The 19,073-nt window shown below is 68.3% G+C and carries 22 protein-coding genes and 1 tRNA gene; 10 read left to right on the top strand and 13 right to left on the bottom strand.

Annotated elements, in window-relative coordinates:
- Positions 1–91: 91 nt before the first annotated feature.
- Both LX12_RS06975 and LX12_RS06970 read right to left on the bottom strand, forming a co-directional pair.
- Positions 92–179 (bottom strand) — tRNA-Ser (locus LX12_RS06975).
- Between the two features lie 43 nt (positions 180–222).
- A complete protein-coding gene (locus tag LX12_RS06970; protein ID WP_253653785.1) occupies positions 223–738 on the bottom strand; it encodes a MarR family winged helix-turn-helix transcriptional regulator in 516 nt (171 codons plus the stop codon).
- Between the two features lie 204 nt (positions 739–942).
- On the opposite strand from LX12_RS06970, the gene LX12_RS06965 reads away from it, so the two are divergent.
- Positions 943–1,920 (top strand): NAD(P)H-quinone oxidoreductase, encoded by a 978-nt coding sequence (locus tag LX12_RS06965; protein ID WP_253653784.1) that lies wholly within the window; start codon positions 943–945, stop codon positions 1,918–1,920.
- A gap of 18 nt (positions 1,921–1,938) precedes the next feature.
- Here the strand turns inward: LX12_RS06965 and LX12_RS06960 are convergent, their stop codons facing one another.
- Positions 1,939–3,135 carry a cysteine desulfurase-like protein gene (locus tag LX12_RS06960; protein ID WP_253653783.1) on the bottom strand — a complete coding sequence of 399 codons (1,197 nt, stop codon included), beginning with the start codon at positions 3,133–3,135 and terminating at the stop codon, positions 1,939–1,941.
- Between the two features lie 174 nt (positions 3,136–3,309).
- Here LX12_RS06960 and LX12_RS06955 point away from each other — a divergent pair, with 174 nt between their 5' ends.
- Genes LX12_RS06955 through glfT1 form a run of 4 tightly spaced genes read left to right on the top strand, consistent with a single transcriptional unit; the run spans position 3,310 to position 6,539 of the window.
- The gene (locus tag LX12_RS06955) at positions 3,310–3,870 is read left to right on the top strand and encodes a bacterial proteasome activator family protein (RefSeq protein WP_253653782.1); all 561 of its coding nucleotides are present in this window, start codon (positions 3,310–3,312) and stop codon (positions 3,868–3,870) included.
- Positions 3,871–3,889: 19 nt separating this feature from the next.
- A complete protein-coding gene (gene wzm, locus LX12_RS06950; protein WP_253653781.1) occupies positions 3,890–4,747 on the top strand; it encodes a galactan export ABC transporter permease subunit Wzm/RfbD in 858 nt (285 codons plus the stop codon).
- A gap of 47 nt (positions 4,748–4,794) precedes the next feature.
- The gene (gene wzt, locus LX12_RS06945) at positions 4,795–5,604 is read left to right on the top strand and encodes a galactan export ABC transporter ATP-binding subunit Wzt/RfbE (RefSeq protein WP_253653780.1); all 810 of its coding nucleotides are present in this window, start codon (positions 4,795–4,797) and stop codon (positions 5,602–5,604) included.
- A gap of 2 nt (positions 5,605–5,606) precedes the next feature.
- Positions 5,607–6,539 carry a galactofuranosyltransferase GlfT1 gene (gene glfT1 / locus LX12_RS06940; RefSeq protein WP_253653779.1) on the top strand — a complete coding sequence of 311 codons (933 nt, stop codon included), beginning with the start codon at positions 5,607–5,609 and terminating at the stop codon, positions 6,537–6,539.
- Here the strand turns inward: glfT1 and LX12_RS06935 are convergent.
- Positions 6,526–6,948 carry a MarR family winged helix-turn-helix transcriptional regulator gene (locus LX12_RS06935; protein ID WP_253653778.1) on the bottom strand — a complete coding sequence of 141 codons (423 nt, stop codon included), beginning with the start codon at positions 6,946–6,948 and terminating at the stop codon, positions 6,526–6,528. The two genes, glfT1 and LX12_RS06935, sit on opposite strands and share 14 nt — an antisense overlap.
- A gap of 83 nt (positions 6,949–7,031) precedes the next feature.
- On the opposite strand from LX12_RS06935, the gene LX12_RS06930 reads away from it, so the two are divergent.
- From LX12_RS06930 to LX12_RS06920, 3 genes are all read left to right on the top strand, one after another.
- On the top strand, positions 7,032–7,841 hold the full coding sequence (locus tag LX12_RS06930; RefSeq protein WP_253653777.1) for an alpha/beta fold hydrolase: 810 nt from the start codon (positions 7,032–7,034) through the stop codon (positions 7,839–7,841).
- Between the two features lie 79 nt (positions 7,842–7,920).
- On the top strand, positions 7,921–8,799 hold the full coding sequence (locus LX12_RS06925) for a TIGR03619 family F420-dependent LLM class oxidoreductase (protein ID WP_253653776.1): 879 nt from the start codon (positions 7,921–7,923) through the stop codon (positions 8,797–8,799).
- A 34-nt stretch (positions 8,800–8,833) separates the two neighbouring features.
- A complete protein-coding gene (locus LX12_RS06920; protein WP_253653775.1) occupies positions 8,834–9,697 on the top strand; it encodes an alpha/beta fold hydrolase in 864 nt (287 codons plus the stop codon).
- A 7-nt stretch (positions 9,698–9,704) separates the two neighbouring features.
- Here the strand turns inward: LX12_RS06920 and LX12_RS06915 are convergent, their stop codons facing one another.
- From LX12_RS06915 to LX12_RS06900, 4 genes are all read right to left on the bottom strand, one after another.
- Positions 9,705–10,157 (bottom strand): helix-turn-helix domain-containing protein, encoded by a 453-nt coding sequence (locus LX12_RS06915; RefSeq protein ID WP_253653774.1) that lies wholly within the window; start codon positions 10,155–10,157, stop codon positions 9,705–9,707.
- Between the two features lie 32 nt (positions 10,158–10,189).
- Entirely contained in the window at positions 10,190–10,996 is an 807-nt protein-coding gene (locus LX12_RS06910) for a UbiA family prenyltransferase (protein ID WP_253653773.1), read from the bottom strand.
- Positions 10,997–11,060: 64 nt separating this feature from the next.
- Positions 11,061–11,888 (bottom strand): SDR family oxidoreductase, encoded by an 828-nt coding sequence (locus LX12_RS06905; RefSeq protein WP_253653772.1) that lies wholly within the window; start codon positions 11,886–11,888, stop codon positions 11,061–11,063.
- On the bottom strand, positions 11,888–12,319 hold the full coding sequence (locus tag LX12_RS06900) for a GtrA family protein (protein ID WP_301284323.1): 432 nt from the start codon (positions 12,317–12,319) through the stop codon (positions 11,888–11,890). The genes LX12_RS06905 and LX12_RS06900 overlap by 1 nt, the downstream gene beginning before the upstream one ends.
- 159 nt (positions 12,320–12,478) lie before the next feature.
- On the opposite strand from LX12_RS06900, the gene LX12_RS06895 reads away from it, so the two are divergent.
- Complete coding sequence (locus LX12_RS06895) at positions 12,479–13,348, top strand: aldo/keto reductase family oxidoreductase (protein WP_253653771.1); 870 nt, start codon at positions 12,479–12,481, stop codon at positions 13,346–13,348.
- A gap of 95 nt (positions 13,349–13,443) precedes the next feature.
- On the opposite strand, the gene LX12_RS06890 is transcribed toward LX12_RS06895, so the two are convergent.
- The 3 genes from LX12_RS06890 to LX12_RS06880 all read right to left on the bottom strand — a co-directional run bounded on the left by LX12_RS06890 (position 13,444) and on the right by LX12_RS06880 (position 15,878).
- Entirely contained in the window at positions 13,444–13,794 is a 351-nt protein-coding gene (locus tag LX12_RS06890; RefSeq protein ID WP_253653770.1) for a hypothetical protein, read from the bottom strand.
- Positions 13,791–15,131: a GIY-YIG nuclease family protein gene (locus LX12_RS06885; protein ID WP_253653769.1), complete on the bottom strand. Its 1,341-nt coding sequence runs from the start codon at positions 15,129–15,131 to the stop codon at positions 13,791–13,793. Before LX12_RS06885 ends, LX12_RS06890 begins: the two co-directional genes overlap by 4 nt.
- Positions 15,132–15,239: 108 nt before the next feature.
- Positions 15,240–15,878 carry a LysE/ArgO family amino acid transporter gene (locus LX12_RS06880; RefSeq protein WP_253653768.1) on the bottom strand — a complete coding sequence of 213 codons (639 nt, stop codon included), beginning with the start codon at positions 15,876–15,878 and terminating at the stop codon, positions 15,240–15,242.
- A 70-nt stretch (positions 15,879–15,948) separates the two neighbouring features.
- Here LX12_RS06880 and LX12_RS06875 point away from each other — a divergent pair, with 70 nt between their 5' ends.
- Positions 15,949–16,857: a LysR family transcriptional regulator ArgP gene (locus LX12_RS06875; RefSeq protein ID WP_253653767.1), complete on the top strand. Its 909-nt coding sequence runs from the start codon at positions 15,949–15,951 to the stop codon at positions 16,855–16,857.
- 3 nt (positions 16,858–16,860) lie between these two features.
- On the opposite strand, the gene LX12_RS06870 is transcribed toward LX12_RS06875, so the two are convergent.
- Together LX12_RS06870 and LX12_RS06865 are read right to left on the bottom strand one after the other, a co-directional pair.
- Positions 16,861–17,700, bottom strand: a complete 840-nt coding sequence (locus LX12_RS06870; RefSeq protein WP_253653766.1) for an aldo/keto reductase — start codon at positions 17,698–17,700, stop codon at positions 16,861–16,863.
- Positions 17,697–19,052, bottom strand: a complete 1,356-nt coding sequence (locus LX12_RS06865) for a flavin monoamine oxidase family protein (RefSeq protein WP_253653765.1) — start codon at positions 19,050–19,052, stop codon at positions 17,697–17,699. The genes LX12_RS06870 and LX12_RS06865 overlap by 4 nt, the downstream gene beginning before the upstream one ends.
- Positions 19,053–19,073: the final 21 nt, after the last annotated feature.

Below are 19,073 nucleotides of genomic sequence, written 5' to 3'. Positions count from 1 at the left end.
TGTTCCAGATCCGCGCTGTGAGAGCGGTCCGTGGACCATGTGACCGCGGTGCGCGCTGCGGGCGCGGAATTCGGACAGCGGTCACGAATCCTGGCGGAAGTGGAGGGATTTGAACCCCCGGTGGTTTCACCCACGCTCGCTTTCAAGGCGAGTGCATTCGGCCGCTCTGCCACACTTCCCTCGCCGGTCAGGGTAACGCAGCCGGTCGAGCCGGTTTCCGGGCTACTCCAGCCCCTCGCGGACGTCGCGGAAGAACAGGTCCAGATCGCCGATGTGCCCCGGACGGGGGTCGACGTGGGCAAGCAGGTGCTTGCGGACGCGGTCGGCGTGACCCGTCGCGGCGCGGCGGAGGTGTTCCCGTCCGGCGTCGGTGATGCGGACCAGACGGTTGCGTGCATCGCTGGTGTCCGGGATGCGTTCGACGTCGCCGAGATCAACGAGACGCGACACCTGACGCGAGATGGTGCTGCGCGAGGCGAGCCCGCCGCCCGCGAGATCGGTCATGCGCAGCATGGGGTGGTCGGCCAGCACCTCGAGGATCATGTACTCGCCCAGGGCCAGGTCGGTCTCCTCCACCAGCTCGCGGTCGAGGAACGTCAACAGGGCCTGGGTGCCCTCGACGAAGCTGCGCCAGGCGCGCTGCTCGACGTCACGGAGCGGACCCCCGTCCGGCACCGGGTGCAGCGGGACGACGCGGCGGTCGGGCTGCGGACCCAGGTCGTCGCCTGTGCTGAACATCGCCCCCCACCTTCTCTCCGGGCGATCCCGCGCAGCGTTCAGCGGAAGGCGCCTTTTCTCGGCTCCTCGACAGTAGTCCGGGTCCGGGGCGGTGAGCAGTCGGCTGATCGCATCATTTCCGCTGGTCAACCGTTGTCGATGCGTCACGCATGCTCTGTAACGATCGTTCGGGAATGGTGGCCGCCGACGGCGGTTGCAGGAGTCATGCGCGCAATCGCCGTCGAGAACGAAGGACCGGATTCCCGCCTCGTGCCCACGACCGTCGACCGACCGTCGGCCGGTCCGGGCGAGGTCGTCGTCGCCGTCGCGGCCGCCGGACTCAACCGGGCCGACCTCATGCAGCGACAGGGCCTCTATCCGCCGCCGGCCGGTGCCAGCCCGATCCTCGGACTGGAGGTGTCCGGCACGGTCGACGAGGTGGGCGACGGCGTCACCGACCTCGCCGTCGGTGACGAGGTGTGCGCCCTGCTCGCGGGCGGCGGCTACGCCGAGTACGTCGCCGTGCCCGCGGTGCAGGTCCTGCCGGTGCCCGACGGCGTCGACCTCGTCGAGGCGGCCGCATTGCCGGAGGTGGCGGCGACGGTGTGGTCGAACCTGGTGCTCGTCGCGGGCCTACGGTCCGGCGAACGACTCCTCGTCCACGGTGGCGCCAGCGGGATCGGCACCCACGCCATCCAGCTGGCCCGCGCCCTCGGGGCAGAGGTCGCGGTGACCGCCGGATCACAGCGCAAGCTCGACATCTGCGCGGAGTTCGGCGCGACGACGCTCATCGACTATCACCAGGACGACTTCGTCGACGTCGTCGACGACCTCGGTGGCGCGGACGTCATCCTCGACATCATCGGCGCGAAATACCTGGCCCGGAACGTCGACGCGCTCGCCTCCGGCGGCCGGCTCGTGATCATCGGGATGCAGGGTGGCGCGAAGGCCGAACTCGACATCTCCACGCTGTTGCCCAAGCGCGCGTCGGTCACCGCCACCAACCTGCGTGGACGTCCCGTCGAGGGCCCGACCGGCAAGGGCACCATCATGGCCGGGGTCCGCGAGACCACATGGCCGCTCGTCGCCGACGGCAGCGTCCGCCCCGTCGTCGACCGCACGTTCCCGCTCGAGGAGGCCGACGCGGCGCACCGTCATCTCGACGGCGGCGACGCGGTCGGGAAGGTCCTGCTGACGGTCTGAGACCGCGGCGACTCTGCGTCAGCCGAGCGAGCCGAGGCAGCGCACCAGCTGGTCGACCTCGTACGGCGTCGAGTACTGCCCGAGCCCGATGGTGACCGCTCCCCCGACGTCACCGACGCCGATCACGTCGAGCGCGCGGCTCGGCTGGTCCACCAGGGCGCAGATGCCGTTGTCGGCCAGACGGCGGGCGACCTTGTCGGCGGCGACGCCGTCGACGGTGAAGCTGACCGTGGGGACGCGCTCGGCGGCGGAGCCGACCATGTGCACGAAGTCGAGATGCGACAGGGACTCCGCGAGGTAGGCCGTGAGGCGCCGCAGATAACCGTTGAGGCTGGCGATCGAGGTGACCAGGCGATCCCGACGGCTGCCGGTGGCTGCGTCGTCCAGCGATGCGAGGTGCTCCACCGACGCCGCGAGTCCGGCGAGCAGGGCATGGTGCAGCCCGTCGACCTCGAGGCGCCCGGGCCCGCTCGTCGACGTCGACAGCCCCGACGACCGGAGGGTCGCGATCCGGCCGGGATCGCGGAACGCGAGCGCGGCGACCTGCGGACCACCCCAGCGCTCGGCGGACACGACGAGCACGTCGGCACCCATCGCCTCGATGTCGAGGACCGTGTAGGGCGCGGCCGACGTCGCGTCGACGACGAACAGTGCACCCGCGGCGCGTGCCGCGGCACCGATGGCGGCGACGTCGGTGACCGTCCCGATGGTCGACGAGGCAGCCGTCACCGCGACGATGGCGGTCGCGTCGTCGAGGAGGTCCGAGTACTGCCACGGCGGCAGTTCGCCGTTCTCGATGTCCACCTCGGCCCAGCGCACCCGCGCGCCGTAGCGGTCGGCCGCGCGCAGCCACCCGATGATGTTCGGCTCGTCGTCGAGACGGCTGACGACGGCGGTCGAGCCCAGCCACAGCCGCGGCGGCAGCGCCTCCGCGAGCGTCGACAGCAGGATCCCGCGACTCGGCCCGAGCACCACGCCGGCCGGGTCCCCACCGACGAGGTCGGCGACCGCCTGACGCGCGGCGTCGACGACGGCCTGCGACTGCCGCGCGGCCGGGTACACCCCGCCGGGCTGCGACACGAGGGCACGGAAGGCCTTGGACACCGTCGACGCCACCGAGTCGGGGATCTGACTCCCGGCCTGCGGATCGAGGTGGATCCACCCGTCGCCGAGCGACGGGAACAGCCCGCGCACCCGTGCGACGTCGTAGGTCATGGCAGACACCATAGACCCGCGCCGAAGAGTTGTTAGGTCGCCCTTCACACGCGCCAACCACGACCTGTGAGCACTCACGCATGCGTCATCGTCGCAGGTGACGACGCCCGAAGCCCGGCTGCGGACAGGGTGGCTCCTCGCGCGGCTGTCGGGGCCTGCCGCACAATGGGACCCATGACGTCACCACTGTTCGGATCGGGTCCCGACAACCAGTCCGACCGCGACGACATCGTCGTCGTCGGCCCGGGGTCCCGTTCCTCCGGCGGCACGGGCGAGGACACCGAGGAGCAGCAGGGCGGTATCGCCGACATGGTGGAGCAGCCCGCGAAGGTCATGCGGATCGGGACGATGATCAAGCAGCTTCTGGAGGAGGTCCGCGCCGCACCTCTCGACGACGCGAGCCGCACCCGTCTGAAGGAGATCCACGCGTCGTCGATCCGCGAGCTGGAGGAGGGTCTCGCCCCCGAGCTCCGTGACGAGCTCTCGCGCCTCGCCCTACCCTTCGGCGACGAGCAGACGCCGTCGGACGCGGAACTGCGGATCGCGCAGGCGCAGCTCGTCGGGTGGCTCGAAGGTCTCTTCCATGGGATCCAGACCGCGCTCTTCGCGCAGCAGATGGCCGCGCGTGCGCAGCTGGAGCAGATGCGTCAGGGCCAGCTCCCGGGCCCGGGTGGCCCCGGCGGGCCAGGTGGTCCCGGGGGCCACGGAGTGACCGGCACGGGGCAATACCTGTAGCCCGGTAGTCTCGACCCTCGTGTCCACCGTCGCCCCGGGGGTCGAACCCCCACCGGAAGTCGTCGACTCACGCACCGTGCGTCGTGCCGTCGACGACCTGCGCGAGGGGTTCCGTCAGCACGAGTTGTGGCTGTTGCTCGGTTGGCAGGACATCAAGCAGCGGTACCGCCGGTCGATGCTCGGTCCGTTGTGGATCACCGTCGCCACCGCGGTGACCGCAGTCGCGATGGGATTCCTCTACGCCGAGCTTTTCCACATCGACATCAAGACGTTCCTGCCGCACGTGACCTTGGGCCTCATCTTCTGGAACTTCATCAGCCAGTCGATCCTCGAGGGCTCGGTGGTGTTCTCCAGCAACGAGGGGCTGCTTAAACAGATCCCGGCCCCGCTGAGCGTGCACGTCTACCGACTGGTGTGGCGGCAGCTGATCATCTTCGCCCACAACATCGTCATCTACGTGGTGATGTTCGCGATCTTCCCCCAACCCATCAGCTGGACGATTCTGTTGGTGATCCCCGGCATCATGCTGCTGGCGCTCAATGCGGTGTGGGTCACCATCGTTTTCGGGGTCATGTCCACCCGCTTCCGCGACATCGGCCAGCTGCTGAACACGCTGGTGCAGTTGGTCTTCTTCCTCACCCCGATCATCTGGACCGCGGACAGCATTCGACAGCGAACCAATGGCGGCGACTACCGTCTGACGCTCGTTCAGCTGAACCCGATGTACCACTTCCTGGAGATCACCCGTGGTCCGCTGGTGGGTTCCCCGATCTCCTGGCACAGCTGGGTCGTCGTGGTCGGGTGCACCGTGGCGGGATGGGCCCTGGCGATGCTGGTCCTGCGCAACTACCGCGCCCGCGTGGCGTACTGGGTGTGACGACATGGTGAGCGGAGTGACGCGATGACGCCGAGCGGAGCGATCCGATGACCGAGGTCCAACTCGACGCCTGGGGCGCCTGCGTCGACTTCCCCATCTTCGACGCGAAGACGCGGTCGTTGAAGAAGTCCGTGCTGGGCAAGGCCGGCGGGGTCATCGGCGCGAACGAGTCCGACGTGGTCGTCGTCGAGGCGCTGAAGAACATCGACCTGCACCTACAGCACGGTGATCGGATCGGGCTCGTCGGACACAACGGTGCCGGCAAGTCGACGCTGCTCCGTCTGTTGTCGGGGATCTACGAGCCCACCCGCGGCGCCTGCCGCATCCGCGGTCGCGTCGCGCCCGTCTTCGACCTCGGCGTCGGCATGGACCCGGAGATCTCGGGCTACGAGAACATCATCATCCGCGGGATGTTCCTCGGCATGAGCCGTCGCGAGATGCTCAAGCGCGTCGACGAGATCGCCGAGTTCACCGAGCTGGGTGACTACCTGACCATGCCGCTGCGCACCTACTCGACGGGTATGCGCGTGCGCGTGTCGCTCGGCGTGGTCACCAGCATCGACCCCGAGATCCTCATCCTCGACGAGGGCATCGGCGCCGTTGACGCGGACTTCATGCGCAAAGCCCGTGTGCGACTGCAGGAGTTGGTGAAGCGGTCGGGCATCCTCGTGTTCGCCAGCCACTCCAACGAGTTCCTCGCCCAGCTGTGCGACCGCGCCCTGTGGATCGACCGGGGTGAGATCCGGATGGACGGCGACATCGAGTCCGTGGTCGGCGCCTACGAGGGCCCGGATGCCGCGCGGCACGTCCGTGAGGTGTTGGCCGACGTCGCCGGCGACGCCGCCGCCGGGGCGTGAGGGTGCCCGCCGGCCCGGACGTACAGACCGACGGCACCGTCGTCGCGGTGGTCGTCACCCATCACCGTCGCGAGCTGCTGGCGCAGTCGCTCGAGGTCCTGACGACGCAGAGCCGGCCAATCGACCATCTCGTCGTCGTGGACAACGGGGACGAGCAGGACGTCGCGGAACTCGTCGCGGCGCAGTCGATCCCGACCACCTATCTGGGTTCGAAGCACAACCTCGGCGGGGCAGGCGGATTCGCGCTCGGGATGCTGCACGCGCTCGCGCTCGGCGCCGACTGGGTGTGGTGTGCCGACGACGACGGCCGTCCCGACGGACCCGACGTGCTCGCGACCCTGCTCCGATGCGCTGTCGCCGGCGGTTACGACGAGCTGTCGCCGGTGGTGGTCAACATCGACGACGCCGACACCCTCGCCTTCCCGCTGCGACGCGGACTCGTGTGGCGCCGCAAGCGATCCGAACTCTTCGAGCCGGGTGAGGACACCGCCACCCAGGAAGTGCTCGACGGCATCGCCTCGCTGATGAACGGGGCGTTGTTCTCCGCGCGCGCGATCGAGGCGGTCGGCGTTCCCGACATGCGCCTGTTCGTCCGCGGCGACGAGGTCGAGATGCACCGTCGGCTGGTGCGGTCGGGGCTGCGCTTCGGCACCTGCCTGGTCACCGCCTACCTGCATCCGGACGGGACCGCCGAGTTCCGCCCGATCCTCGGCGGCAGGATGCACACCCAATACCCCGACAACGACACGAAGCGCTACTACACGTACCGAAACCGCGGGTGGCTGCTGCACCAGCCCGGGCTGCGTCGCCTGATCCCTCAGGAGTACGCCCGCTTCGGCTGGTACTTCCTGGTCCAGCAGCGTGATGTCGCCGGTTTCCGCGAGTGGGTCGCGTTGCGGCAGAAGGGCCGTCGCGAGTTGTTCAGTCGGCGTTGACGCCGTCGAGAACTCGCGCGAGCAGTTCTCCGAGCTGATCCAGTTCACGCTGTGACAGGTGCCCGACCGTCGATGCCAGGACGTCGTCGACGACGCTGCGTCCCTGCTCGAGGAGTGATCGGCCGGCATCGGTCATGACAAGGCGGACGACGCGGCCCGGTCCGGAGGTCCGCTCGACCAACCCGCGCTCCTCCATCCGCCGCGCCAGCGTCCCGAACGCCTGATCGCTCTGGAATGTCCGCTGAGCCAGATCGTGCAGGGAGGCGTCCGGGTGGTGGGCCAGGTGTCGGAGTGCGTCCCACTGCACGAGCGTGACCCCGCGCTCCGACAGCGCCGCGTCGAGGAGTCGATGGTGGGTGCCCTGGACCCGCTTGATCAGTTGGGCCACGTCCTGACGCGATCGGGTCACGGTACAAGCGTAAACGTTGAATCAGCTTGCTTATATCAATATGTTGACTTAGCGTGATGGCAAGCCACGCGACAGGAGCCGCCATGACGACCACGACCCACCCGATCACCTCACCGAGCGGCGCCCGACTCGATCTGCGTGTCACCGAGACCGGCAACGGCCACCTGGTTCTCCTGCTGCACGGCGGAGCCGGCCCCGCGTCGGTCTCGGGGTTCGCCACGCATCTCGCCGACCGATTCCCCGCCCGGGTCCTCGTCCCGACGCATCCCGGCTTCGACGGCACCGACCGTCCCGACGCGTTGACGTCAGTGAACGAGCTGGCCGGGCTGTACCTGAGACTGCTCGACAACCTCGACCTGCACGACGTCACCGTCGTCGGCAACTCGCTCGGTGGGTGGATCGCGGCGGAGATGGCGCTCGCCCACTCCGACCGCATGAGCAGTGTTGTCCTCGTCGACGCCGTCGGGCTCGCCTCGTCGAGCGACCCGATCGTGGACTTCTTCTCGTTGACCATGGACGAGGTCGTAGACCTGAGCTACCACTCTTCGCATCGTGCGGCGGCCCGTGCGGCGCAGCAAGCCCTCCCCGACGCCGCGCGGGCAACCATGGCAGGCAACCGGTCAGCGCTGCTGACCTACGGGGGCGTGAGCATGGCCGACCCCGCCCTCGCGGGACGGTTGCCGTCGATCACGGCCCCGACGCTCGTGGTGTGGGGCGCGGCCGATCGCATCGTCGCTCCGAGCCACGGCCGCGCCTACGCCGACGGCATTCCCGGCGCGACACTGCAGGTCATCGAGGAGGCGGGACACCTGCCCCAGATCGAGACCCCGGACGTTCTCGCCGACGCGATCTGGGACTTCGCCGACCGCCATGCGGTCGCGCGCCCGGCCTGAGGGTCGTCGACCGCAAACCGGACCTCCAACCAAACTGGAACATGTTCTACTTTGGTGGCAACCGGACCGAGGAGTTCCCATGCGTTTCACCTACGCCGAGGCGATGACCGACCCGCGGTACTACACGGACCTCGCGGTCGCTGCCGAGGAGGCCGGCTACGACGGGTTCACCATCCCCGACTCGATCGCGTATCCGGAGGAGTCCGACGCGACCTACCCGTACACCGAGGACGGCAACCGCGAGTTCCTCGACGGCAAGCCCTTCATCGAGACGTTCATCCAGGCAATGGCGATGGGTGCGGTCACCAGCAGGATCCGCTTCACACCGTTCGTGCTGAAGCTCCCGATCCGTCCGCCGGTGCTCGTGGCGAAGCAGGCGAGCTCGGTCGCCTACCTCACCGACAACCGCCTCGCGCTCGGCGTCGGCAGCAGCCCGTGGCCCGAGGACTACGACATCATGGGCGTCGACTTCGCCCGCCGTGGTCGCCGCATGAACGAGTGCATGGACATCATCCGTGGCCTCACCACCGGCGAGTACTTCGAGTTCCACGGCGAGTTCTACGACATCCAGAAGATCAAGATGACGCCCGCACCGACGCAGCCGATCCCGCTGCTCGTCGGCGGGCACGCCGACGCCGCGCTGAAGCGTGCGGTGATCCGCGGCGACGGGTGGATGCACGGCGGCGGTCAGCCCGAGGAGCTCGACGCCCTGCTCGCCCGCATCGACGAGATCAAGAAGGCAGAGGGACTGCAGGACAAGCCGTTCGAGGTCCATGTCATCTCGTTCGACGCCTACACACCGGACGGGTGCAAGCGCCTCGAGGACAAGGGCGTCACCGATGTCATCGTCGGCTTCCGCATCCCGTACATCATGGGAAACGACACCGAACCGCTGCAGACCAAGATCGACAACCTGCGCGGGTTCGCCGACGGCGTGATCAGCAAGGTCAACGGCTGACCGCGAGAATCGACCCCTGACGGAAGGGGACACCATGACGCCGCCCGACACGCAGTTCACCGACCTTCACGGCGAACGCATCGCCTACCGCGACGTCGGCAGCGGCGACACCCTGCTGCTCGTGCACGGGATGGCCGGGAGCTCCGCCACCTGGGACGCGGTCATCGGCCCCCTGTCGACGCGGTTCCGGGTGATCGCGCCGGACTTGCCCGGGCACGGCGCGTCGTCGAAACCCCGCGGCGACTACTCCCTCGGCGCGTTCGCGGCGTTCCTGCGCGATCTGCTCGACCACCTCGACGTCGCGCGGGTGACGGTGGTCGGCCAGTCTCTGGGTGGCGGGATCGCGATGCAGTTCACCTACCAGCACCCCGACCGCTGCGAGCGCCTCGCGCTGATCGGCTCCGGGGGCCTCGGGCCGGAGGTCAACTGGACCCTGCGACTCCTCGCTGCCCCGGGCGCCGAGGTGCTGCTCCCCCTCATCGCCCCGCAGTGGGCCGTCGCCGCGGGCGGACGAGTTCGCGGGTGGATGGCGGCCGCAGGCGTGCGGTCACCACGCGCCGACCAGTCGTGGCAGGCCTACGCCTCGTTGTCCGACCGGGCGACGCGCGACGCGTTCCTCCGCACCCTGCGGTCGGTGGTCGACCATCGGGGACAGGCCGTGAGCGCGATGAGCCGCCTGCACCTCAACGCCGACCTCCCGACGCAACTCATCTGGGGTGCGGCGGACAAGATCATCCCCGTCGCACACGGATACGCCGCGCACGAGGCCATGCCGCACAGTCGGCTCGAGGTCCTCGACGGGGTCGGCCACTATCCGCATGCCGAGGCGCCCGAGAAGGTCGTCGCGATCATGACCGAGTTCATGGAGACGACGACGCCCGCGCGCGCAGGTCACTGACGACACATCACGTCGACTTCTTCGACTGAGCGCGCTGCGCAGGCTTGGCGATCTCCATCTTCGCCGCGAGCTCCCCCATCTGCCGCTGCGCGTCGGCGTGCGCGCGGTTCGTCGTCGCGAACGCGCGGATGATCTGGTCGACGCAGGCGCGCTGCTCCGCCGTCATGAAGTCCGCGACCGCCGGCGGCTCGTAGGGCTCGTGCTCCGCCCACGCGGCGTCGATCCACCCTCCCAGGGTGCGCGGCGGCAGGCCCAGGGCACCGGCGAGCGTCGTGATGACCTGATGCGTCGGGCCTTTCGGGTTCTGTCCCTTGATGATCCGCGAGATCGTCGACACGTGCACCCCGGTGGCCTCAGACAGCCGGTTCATGCTCGGGGTGTTCCACGGGCTGACGAATCCCGCGTCGGTGAGGGCAGAGGCCCATGGCTCGGGGATACCGTGCTTCAGTGTCGGCGCCATGGTTTTAGCGTGTCTCACGCAACAAGCTACGGTCAAGCGGTCACCAGGATCGCGAGGTCGACGACGGCGATCGTGACGGTCACCGTCAGCGGTGCGCGACGGCACTGTGTCGCGATCACCACCACGCCGGCCAACGCCGCCCAGTGCCACAGATGCGCCCCTGCACCGAGGACGGCGACCAGTGTCGCGACGGTCATGATCACCGTCGTCGCCACAGGGATGCCACGTCGCCCGAGTCGCTGGGGCAGTCCCCGAACGCCCGTGGCCGCGTCGGCGTCGAGGTCGGGATAGACGTTGAGCAGGTGCGCGCCGATCCCCAGGAGCCCGGCGACCACGACGACCCACGCGGGCGGCAGTTCGGTCGGCCGGAGCGTGAGCCCCACCGCCACCGGCAGCGCCCCGAACGCCACCATGTATGGAACCCACGACAGCACCGTTGTCTTGAGAACGAGGTTGTAGGTGATCGCCGCACCGACTCCGAGAACGAGATGCACTGCGGCAGCGGCCGGTCCGCACACCAGCGAGAACACGATGCAGGTGGCCGCGCCGAGGACCGCGGCAATCGCCACCCACGTGACGGACAGGGCTCCGGACGCCAGTGGTTTCTCGTCGCGACCCGCCCGACGGTCGATCCGAGCGTCCAGCAGGTCGTTGGTCCAGCCGACGAGCAGTTGACCACTCAGCACGGCGACGGCGAGGACGAGCACCCGGACCGCGGGCATCCCGGAGAAGACAGCCAGGGCGACGGCGAGTCCGGTGACCGCGAGGCCCGGCTCCGGATGTCCGGCGCGCACAAGGGCAAGCGCTCTCGCCGCGACGCCCGACCCGGTACCCGGCACCTGGATGACCGTACTCGCCGGAGAACCGGCGGACCGCTGTCGACTGCGGCGACGGACTGACGAGTCAGCCGGGCTGGTCACCCATCAGCGACCGTTGGTAGCGCCGCATCCCGGCCAGCCAGCGGTCGGGATCAGCGGCCTTCTGCGCATACATCGTCGCGACCTGCTCGTGCGGGAGGATGAGGAACCGCTCGTCACCGATCGCCTCGATCACCACGTCGGCCACAGCCTCCGGGCTGAGCACCTCTCCCGCCGACCGAACGGCGTTCGCCGCCACCGACGCGCCCTCCCGGTCGCTGTGGAATCCCGCGTTGAGCAACTCGGTGTCGACCCCCATCGGGCACAGGCAGCTGACGCGCACACCGGCGTCGCCGTACGTCACCGACAACCACTCCGCGAACCCCACCGCGGCGCGCTTGCTGACCGAGTACGTCGCCGACCCGATCTGGGTCAGCAGCCCGGCAGCCGACGCCGTCGACAGGAAGTACCCGTGTCCCCGCTCGACCCAGTCGGGCACCAGCGCCTTCGCAGCACGGACATGCGCGAGGGTGTTCACCTCGAGCGCGGTGTGCCAGGCGATCTCGTCGGAGTCGAGGCCCATGCCGGCCGTCGTGCCGGCGTTGGCGACGTACAGGTCGACCGGACCGAACTCGCCACGGGCGATCTCGATCGTCCTGGCGATGAGCTCGGGGTCACTGGCGTCACCCGCGACGGCGACAGCGCGCTCACCGCCGGCTGTCTCGTTGATCTCGGCGGCCACGGCCGAGACACGGTCCGCGGCGAGATCGGTGACGACCACGCGCGCACCCTGTGCGACGAGGGCGCGGGCGATCGCCGCGCCGATCCCTGCTGCGGCGCCGGTGACGATGGCGACCGCTCCGTCGATCTGCATCAGCGGATCCGGAAGATGACGGCGCGCTGCACGACGAAGTTGATGACCGTCGCGGTGCCCTGCGCGATGACGTAGGCCAGGAAGCTGTACAGCACCGTCTCCTCCCAGACGTGGGACAGCGCCGAGTAGATGCCGACCTGCACCGCGAAGGTGACGAGGTACAGCGCCACGACGGCGACGAACCGTGCGCGGCTGGGCTCGGCACGGAAGGTCCAGCGGCGGTTGATCAGGTACGCGGTCGTCGTCCCGCAGATGAAGCCGATCGACTTGGCCAGCCAGTACGGAGCACCGATGACGTACTGCAGGAGCAGCGTCACGCCGAAGTCGAGGACGCCGGATCCGGCGCCGGTCACGACGAACCGGACGAGCTGGGTGACGAGGGGGACGTCGGTCGACGCCTCGGCGTCGTCGAGTGGCAACTCGATCGGCATCGGCGCGTGCGGTGACGCGTATTCCTCGTGCGAGTGGTGGGCGGCGTCGGTCACGACGATCAGGGTAGGACCACCGGTCCCTCGTTCGTCGACGCGCGCGCGATTAGCGTCGGAGACAGCGCGGACGACACCCGCGAACCACGACGAAGGGAACCACCCATGTCGGACACACCACTTCCCGGCGGCACCTTCCATCTCGGCGACCTGACGGTCGGCCGCGTCGGGTACGGCGCGATGCAACTCGCCGGCCCCGGCGTCTTCGGACCCCCGAAGGACCGCGACGGCGCGATCGCCGTCCTGCGGGAGGTGATCGACCTCGGGATCAACCACATCGACACGTCGGACTTCTACGGGCCGTACGTGACGAACGAGATCATCCGCGAGGCCCTGCACCCGTACCCCGACGATCTGCACATCGTCACCAAGGTGGGAGCTCGTCGCGACGACCAGGGCGGCTGGCCGCACGCGCGGACACCCGACGAGCTGCGGCAGCAGGTGCACGAGAACCTGACCCACCTCGGCCTCGACGCGCTGGACGTCGTGAACATGCGCGTCGGGGCCGTCGACGGGCCCGAGGCGGGATCCATCGCAGAGCAGATCGAGACCCTCGCCGAGCTGCAGGAGAAGGGCGACATCCGGCACATCGGCGTCAGCAACGTGACCGCCGAGCAGTTGGCCGAGGCGCAGGGCATCGCCGAGATCGTGTGCGTGCAGAACAACTACAACCTCGTGCACCGCGCCGATGACGCGCTTGTCGACAGCACCGCAGAGCAGGGCATCGCGTTCGTGCCGTTCTTCCCCCTGGGCGGGTTCTCGCCGCTGCAGTCCGACAAACTCTCGGACATCGCGAAGCGCCTCGACGCGACCCCGCTGTCGGTCGCCCTGGCGTGGTTGCTGCACCGCTCGCCGAACATGTTGCTGATCCCGGGCACCTCGTCGGTCGAGCATCTGCGCGAGAACGTGGCGGGCGCCGGCCTCGAACTGAGCGCGGACGTCCTCACCGAGCTCGACGCCGTCGCGACGAGCTGATCGTCGTCACAGACGTCCGCTCTGCGCGTCTGGGGGGCATATTGCCCTCCTCGCGCGTGGAGCGGACGTTTCTGACAGAAAGTCGAGCGGGCTCCTCAAGACCAGACGCGGCTCTGGCCGATCGCCTTTTCGACCAGATATGGATTGTGCACGGCGCGCTGACGAGAAGGGCCGACCCGGCATACACGCAATGCAACGCTAGCTGCCGCTCGGGTAATCTCGACGTCGTCTAAAAGCCGTAAAAGCGCAGGCAGGCTATCAGTCTCTATATGACTGACGCCGGGCCCAAGTTCGGAATAATTCGCGATCGAAATCTTTATCGATGGGTGCCTTCGCACCAGACGAATGAGGTCGAGCGTGTCGTCGACATTCAATTCTGCGTCGTTGACAGCGAAAAATGCGAAGAAGGCGCCGTCGTCGATGAGTATCGTAAGCATTTCTGTCATAGAAATTGATGACAGGATACTACGGTCCACTTTTTATCTCGGCCTCCACGCTTGGCACCCGGTAGGCAGCTAAGCGACCAACTCGTCAACTCGGTCCGCGCGGGATATGGAACGCATCGAAGTAGATACCTTCGCAGCGCTTCCACCACGTCTCCAGAATAAGGTCTTTTCGAAAACTCGTGGTACTTTGCGAGTTTTGCGGCGTGCTCGGAGGACTTAAGAGCGGTCAGAGCAAATTCGTCGCGAATACAGACTGCTTCGGGGTCGGAAATCCAATCGCCCAGATGCGACGGGCTCACGGCGTCTGCAAAACCTGTAAATGGTCTCTGCGGAAAGGACATCTCCCTGAAGTTCTCCGCAAATAGACCGGCTCTTTGCGCATCGTGAATTAGCGACCTCTCTGCAAGAAGGAGCTGCATCTTTCGATCTTTCTTCGCAGCCATCGAATGAGCCCGCAAGTCCGGTCGCACATAGAATCCGACTAGCCGGTCGCCGAACCGGCGAGTGTGCGTTGTCAGTCGATCTGCCATCTGAACGGTCTCACCGATGTAGCAGTGGCCGTCGGACAGAGAAACCGTGTAGTGGCCGGTCGATGGCGCGTTCAAACTCTTCAGGTGCTCGACTACTTTTGCCACGGTTTCGAATGGTCCCGCAAATCCATTCCTGAGAGCCCATTCATTCACCGCATCGCGCATATCTTTGGTTGCGAAGGCGTCAGCTCGACCCTCCACTTCCCAAGCCTCGCTCGGCAACACCGACTGTGGCGGTTTCTTTGCCTCCGAGTGCCACCCTTGGCGGGGGGACAAGAAATCCGGCTTTATCCAGTCCGGCGCGAGGAGGAGTGCTAGCGAGAAAAGCTCGCCGAGCTCCGTTGCAACAAATTCGTCGATCGAGCGAAAACCGGCACGGTCCGGAAGCTCAAGCCAGTCTCCCGCCACCTCCTCTCGAATCCAATACACCTGGCCCAACGAACCCGACGGAACTCCAAAGGGGTCCCAGTGGCGTTCCGACTCCGGAATTGAACTCTCGGGAAAACGAACATCAAGAGAGGCGCGCTTGGCACCGACAGCCAACTCGACGTCGCAACCTAATAAGAGAAACTCATACGCAATATCTACCGGGTTGCTTGATGCAGCCTCGCTCCCGTCTGCGTCAGACGGTTCTTGCGAAATTAGGCTCTCAAACTCCTCGGTCTCGATCGATCCGAATCGCTGAAAACCAACGCCAGACGCGAACGTCTCGACAAGAACATCTGGGCCATCGAGGCGAATCCGGCACCGAGTCGGTTGCAGCGTCCCGTCAGGCTCCAGCTCGAAGGGGTCTGGGTCTTCGTTCACGTCTCAATCTTGCCCCGAGGAAGGGTGCCGCGTGCTGGGAAGCGGAGAGAGGCCCTTCCCTCCGAATCGCTTGGACTGAGCCAGCCATCTCAGCGGCTCGAAACATGGTCAAGGTCCGACCAGCGAACCGATCAGCACCGCGCCGAAGGTGATCATCACGACGGCGATGACGCCGTCGAGGACCTGCCAGGCGCGGGGTCGGGCGAACCACGGTGCGAGACGTCCGGCGCCGAAACCCAGCGCGGCGAACCACAGGATGCTGGCGGCGCACGCCCCCAGTCCGAAGGCCCACCGCAGGTCGGGACCGTGGGCGTTCGCGACGGCTCCGAGCGTGAGGACCGTGTCCAGGTAGACGTGGGGGTTGCCGAACGTCAGCAGCAGGGCGGTCGCCACCACGGCGGCGCGCGTCGTGGTCCGGCCCTCGTCCGCGACGGTCATCGCCTCACCGCCGGTGCGCGCGGCCCGCACCGCCCGACGCGCGGCGAGCAGTCCGAGGACGATCACGTACCCACCGCCGAGCACGGTCGCCACGACGACGAGCGACGGGTGGCCGCTGACGACGGTCCCGAGTCCGGCGACACCGCCGAGGATCAGGACGATGTCCGACGTCGCGCAGACCGCGACCACCGACCGGACATGAGTGCGCGCCACACCGGTCCGCAGCACCATCACGTTCTGCGGACCGATCGCGACGATCAGCCCGGCGCCGGTGAGCAGGCCCGCCAGTGCGGTCGAGAACCAGGTCATGCCGACGACGCTAGGGGCGGTAGTGCCAACAGACCAGCGAAGGTTTTTCATGTTTCATTAGAATCTCTTCATGTCGATTTCGAGCGACGGGCTCGCCACCCTGGTCGCCGTCGTCCGCGAGGGGACGTTCGAGGCGGCAGCCCGGGCCCTGCATGTCACACCGTCGGCGGTGAGTCAGCGGATCAAGGCGCTGGAGACCGAGACCGGCCGTCTGCTGGTCCGCCGGACGCGGCCGTGTGCCGCGACGGCCGACGGCGAGGTGCTGCTGCGCCTCGCCGAACAGTGGGATCTGCTGCGGACGAGTGCACTCGCCGAGTTGGCCGGCGAGCCGGAACGGCCGTCGAGCGATCCGCGGGACCAGCCGCGGGTGTCGTTGCCGATCGCCTCGAACGCCGACTCGCTCGCGATCTGGCTGCTGCCGGTGATCGCCGAGATGCAGCGCCGTCATCCGGTGAGCATCGAGGTGCTCCGCGACGACGAGAGCCGCAACACCGAGCTGCTCCGTTCCGGACGGGTGGTGGGGGCACTCACGTCCGAGCCCGGCCGGGTCCGCGGGTGCGTCGTCCACCGGCTCGGTGCGACGCGCTATCTCCCCGTCGCGACACCGGAGTTCGCGCGGTACTGGTTCCCCGACGGCCTCCGCGGCCCCGACCTCGCGCGGGCACCGATGGTCGCCTTCGACCGGGCGGACACCATCATGGAGACGTTGATCCGTCGCCACACCCGACGCCACGTCGACCCGCCGACGACCTACATCCCGGCGTCGACCGAGTACCACCGAGCCGTCGAGCACGGCGCCGGATGGGGAACGGTGCCCGAGGCCCAGATCGCGCCGGCGCTCGCCCGGGGCACGGTGCAGGTGCTGTCGGACGCGCATGTCGACGTCGAGTTGTTCTGGCAGCACTGGGGAGTCGAGTCACCTCTCCTCGCCGCGCTGACCGAGATGATCACGCAGGCCGCCCCGGATCATCTGGTGTAGCGGTCAGAACTCCTCGTCGACGTGGGAGTCGCGGGCGGCGGACTCGCCGAGGTCGAGTCCGGCGAGCGACGCCATGTCGTCGTCCCTCAGCTCCCAGTCGAACAGCGACGCGTTGTGCACCTGGCGATCCGGGTCGGCGGATTTCGGGATCACGCCGATCCCCTGCTGCACCGACCATCGAAGTGCGACCTGGATCGGGCTGCGTCCGTGCGCCTCGGCAATGGCCGTCACGCGGTCGTCGTCGAGCACCCCTTCGGTCCGCCCGGTCGGGCTCCACGCCTGGGCGTGGATCCCGTTCTGCGCCATGAACGCTCGCAGCTCCTGTCTGGGCAGCGCGGGCGAGCACTGGATCTGGTTGAGCACGGGCCAGCGACCGGTCTCGTCGAACAGCATCTGCAGCTGGTCGACGGTGAAGTTCGAGACGCCTGCCGCGCGGACGACGCCGTCGTCGACAAGGGCGAGCATGGCTCGCCACGTCTCGAGCGTCAGACCCAGGCTGGGACACGGCCAGTGGATGAGGAACACGTCGATGCGATCGACGCCGAGCCGACGTGCCGACTGGCGCGCCGCGGTGACCGTCGGGTCGAAGCCGTGGTCGCCGCCACCGAGCTTGGTGATGACCGTGACGTCGTCGCGGGCGACACCCGACTCCGCGATGCCGATCCCGACAGACCTCTCGTTGCTGTAGCGCGTGGCCGTGTCGACAAGTCGGTAGCCGGAACGGATAGCCGTCGCGACGGCCTCGGCACCCGGCCGTCCCAGGAGCTTGTAGGTGCCCAGCCCGACGAGGGGGATCGGGGGCGCGTCGGTCAGCGGTGCGGTCGGGATCGCGAGAGCGCTCATCGGCCCATCATCGTCGACGGGACGTCCGCCTCCGCCCACAGCGTCTCGATCGGGACCTGCCGGCCCAGGATCCGCGAGGCCGCCCGGTGCCCCGACAGCAGTGCGGCGGGGACGGTGGCGGGGTCGTCGGTCCATGTCGCCTCGCCTGCGATGTGCAGAACGCCGCCGATCGGCGCGGCCAGGTCGTCGTGGTCGGCGGTGGTCGCGCCCACGGTCATGTAGGCGTACGACCCTCGTGCGAACGGGTCGCCCTGCCAGTCCGTGCGGTGGACGGCCACCGGGGTGGACACGCGCGGTCCGTACAGACGGCGCAGTTGCTCCAGGATCGACTCGACGACCTGCGCGTCGTCCCACGCCCGGGTCTCTGTCGCGGTCGGTCCCGCCGCGAACGTCAGCAGGGTGGGCTCGCCGTGCAGGCGGGTGAGGTCGTACCAGGAGTGCCACCTGCGTCCGTGCGGTCCCTGCTGGCGGATCGCATAGACGTCGGCGGGCCAGAACCGGTCGGGGAACCGCAGCACGATCTTCTCGAAGGCGTTCATCCGCAGGTGGCCCAGCGCACGAGCGTTGACCGGCGGCAGCGGCGGCTCGACGACGAGATCCGACGACTGCAGGACACCGACGGGCACGGTGACGACGGCGACCGGCGCGGCGAGACGACCGCGGTCGGTGGTCACGGTCACCCCGTCGTCGCCCCATCCGATGTGGGTCACCGTGTGCGAGAGCCGGATGTCGAGGCCCTCGGCGAGACGCGACGGCAGCGCGTCGTACCCGTCGGGGAACACCACCTCGTCGCCGACGACCTCGTCGTCGTCGAGACCGTGCGCGGCCAGGTCGTCGATCCAGACGCCGTACTGTTCCTCGGCCCGGTGCTCGAGGTACTCCCGCACCCGCGCTGCGCGCGCGTCGTCCCATCCCTGCCCTGCGATCGCCATCTCGGTGACGTCGCGGTACGAGGCATCCGGGTGCGACGCGGCGATGATCCCGCCCAGCACCGCGTCGACGGCGTGGATGTCGGCGACGTGGGCGCCTGCGTCGCCATCCGACAGGCGGCGACCGTCGGGGCCGTGGTGGGCGATCGGGCGACCGTCGGGCTGGAAGGCACCGACGGTGAACTCGACGGTCCTCAGCCCGAACGCGTCGGCCGCGGCAGCGACCGGGCATCCGTCGACGCCGTGGATCCACGACGCGCCGAGATCGGTGACGCGACCGTCGGATCGGTCGGTGACGACACGGCCGCCGACACGGTCTCGCGCCTCGAGCACGACGACGGCGCGCCCGTCTCGCGCCAACAGCCGCGCCGCGGTCAGACCTGCGACACCGGCACCGATCACGAGGACATCGACGTCGCTCACCGAAACCCTCCGCTCGCCCGC

The organism is Williamsia serinedens, assembly GCF_024171725.1.
Lineage (GTDB): Bacteria > Actinomycetota > Actinomycetes > Mycobacteriales > Mycobacteriaceae > Williamsia_A > Williamsia_A serinedens.
Note: the sequence above shows the minus strand (reverse complement) of the source record. Positions and strands in the feature narration are given on the sequence as shown.

What these genes read in the sequence shown, in the direction of transcription:
- LX12_RS06960 (WP_253653783.1), bottom strand. Translation starts at nt 3,135, where the DNA reads ATGACCTACGACGTCGCACGGGTGCGCGGGCTGTTCCCGTCGCTCGGC.
- LX12_RS06925 (WP_253653776.1), top strand. Translation starts at nt 7,921, where the DNA reads ATGCGTTTCACCTACGCCGAGGCGATGACCGACCCGCGGTACTACACG.
- LX12_RS06880 (WP_253653768.1), bottom strand. Translation starts at nt 15,878, where the DNA reads ATGACCTGGTTCTCGACCGCACTGGCGGGCCTGCTCACCGGCGCCGGG.
- LX12_RS06970 (WP_253653785.1), bottom strand. Translation starts at nt 738, where the DNA reads ATGTTCAGCACAGGCGACGACCTGGGTCCGCAGCCCGACCGCCGCGTC.
- LX12_RS06955 (WP_253653782.1), top strand. Translation starts at nt 3,310, where the DNA reads ATGACGTCACCACTGTTCGGATCGGGTCCCGACAACCAGTCCGACCGC.
- LX12_RS06890 (WP_253653770.1), bottom strand. Translation starts at nt 13,794, where the DNA reads ATGACAGAAATGCTTACGATACTCATCGACGACGGCGCCTTCTTCGCA.
- LX12_RS06930 (WP_253653777.1), top strand. Translation starts at nt 7,032, where the DNA reads ATGACGACCACGACCCACCCGATCACCTCACCGAGCGGCGCCCGACTC.
- LX12_RS06965 (WP_253653784.1), top strand. Translation starts at nt 943, where the DNA reads ATGCGCGCAATCGCCGTCGAGAACGAAGGACCGGATTCCCGCCTCGTG.
- LX12_RS06875 (WP_253653767.1), top strand. Translation starts at nt 15,949, where the DNA reads ATGTCGATTTCGAGCGACGGGCTCGCCACCCTGGTCGCCGTCGTCCGC.
- LX12_RS06905 (WP_253653772.1), bottom strand. Translation starts at nt 11,888, where the DNA reads ATGCAGATCGACGGAGCGGTCGCCATCGTCACCGGCGCCGCAGCAGGG.
- LX12_RS06900 (WP_301284323.1), bottom strand. Translation starts at nt 12,319, where the DNA reads ATGCCGATCGAGTTGCCACTCGACGACGCCGAGGCGTCGACCGACGTC.
- wzt (WP_253653780.1), top strand. Translation starts at nt 4,795, where the DNA reads ATGACCGAGGTCCAACTCGACGCCTGGGGCGCCTGCGTCGACTTCCCC.
- LX12_RS06870 (WP_253653766.1), bottom strand. Translation starts at nt 17,700, where the DNA reads ATGAGCGCTCTCGCGATCCCGACCGCACCGCTGACCGACGCGCCCCCG.
- LX12_RS06915 (WP_253653774.1), bottom strand. Translation starts at nt 10,157, where the DNA reads ATGGCGCCGACACTGAAGCACGGTATCCCCGAGCCATGGGCCTCTGCC.
- LX12_RS06895 (WP_253653771.1), top strand. Translation starts at nt 12,479, where the DNA reads ATGTCGGACACACCACTTCCCGGCGGCACCTTCCATCTCGGCGACCTG.
- LX12_RS06920 (WP_253653775.1), top strand. Translation starts at nt 8,834, where the DNA reads ATGACGCCGCCCGACACGCAGTTCACCGACCTTCACGGCGAACGCATC.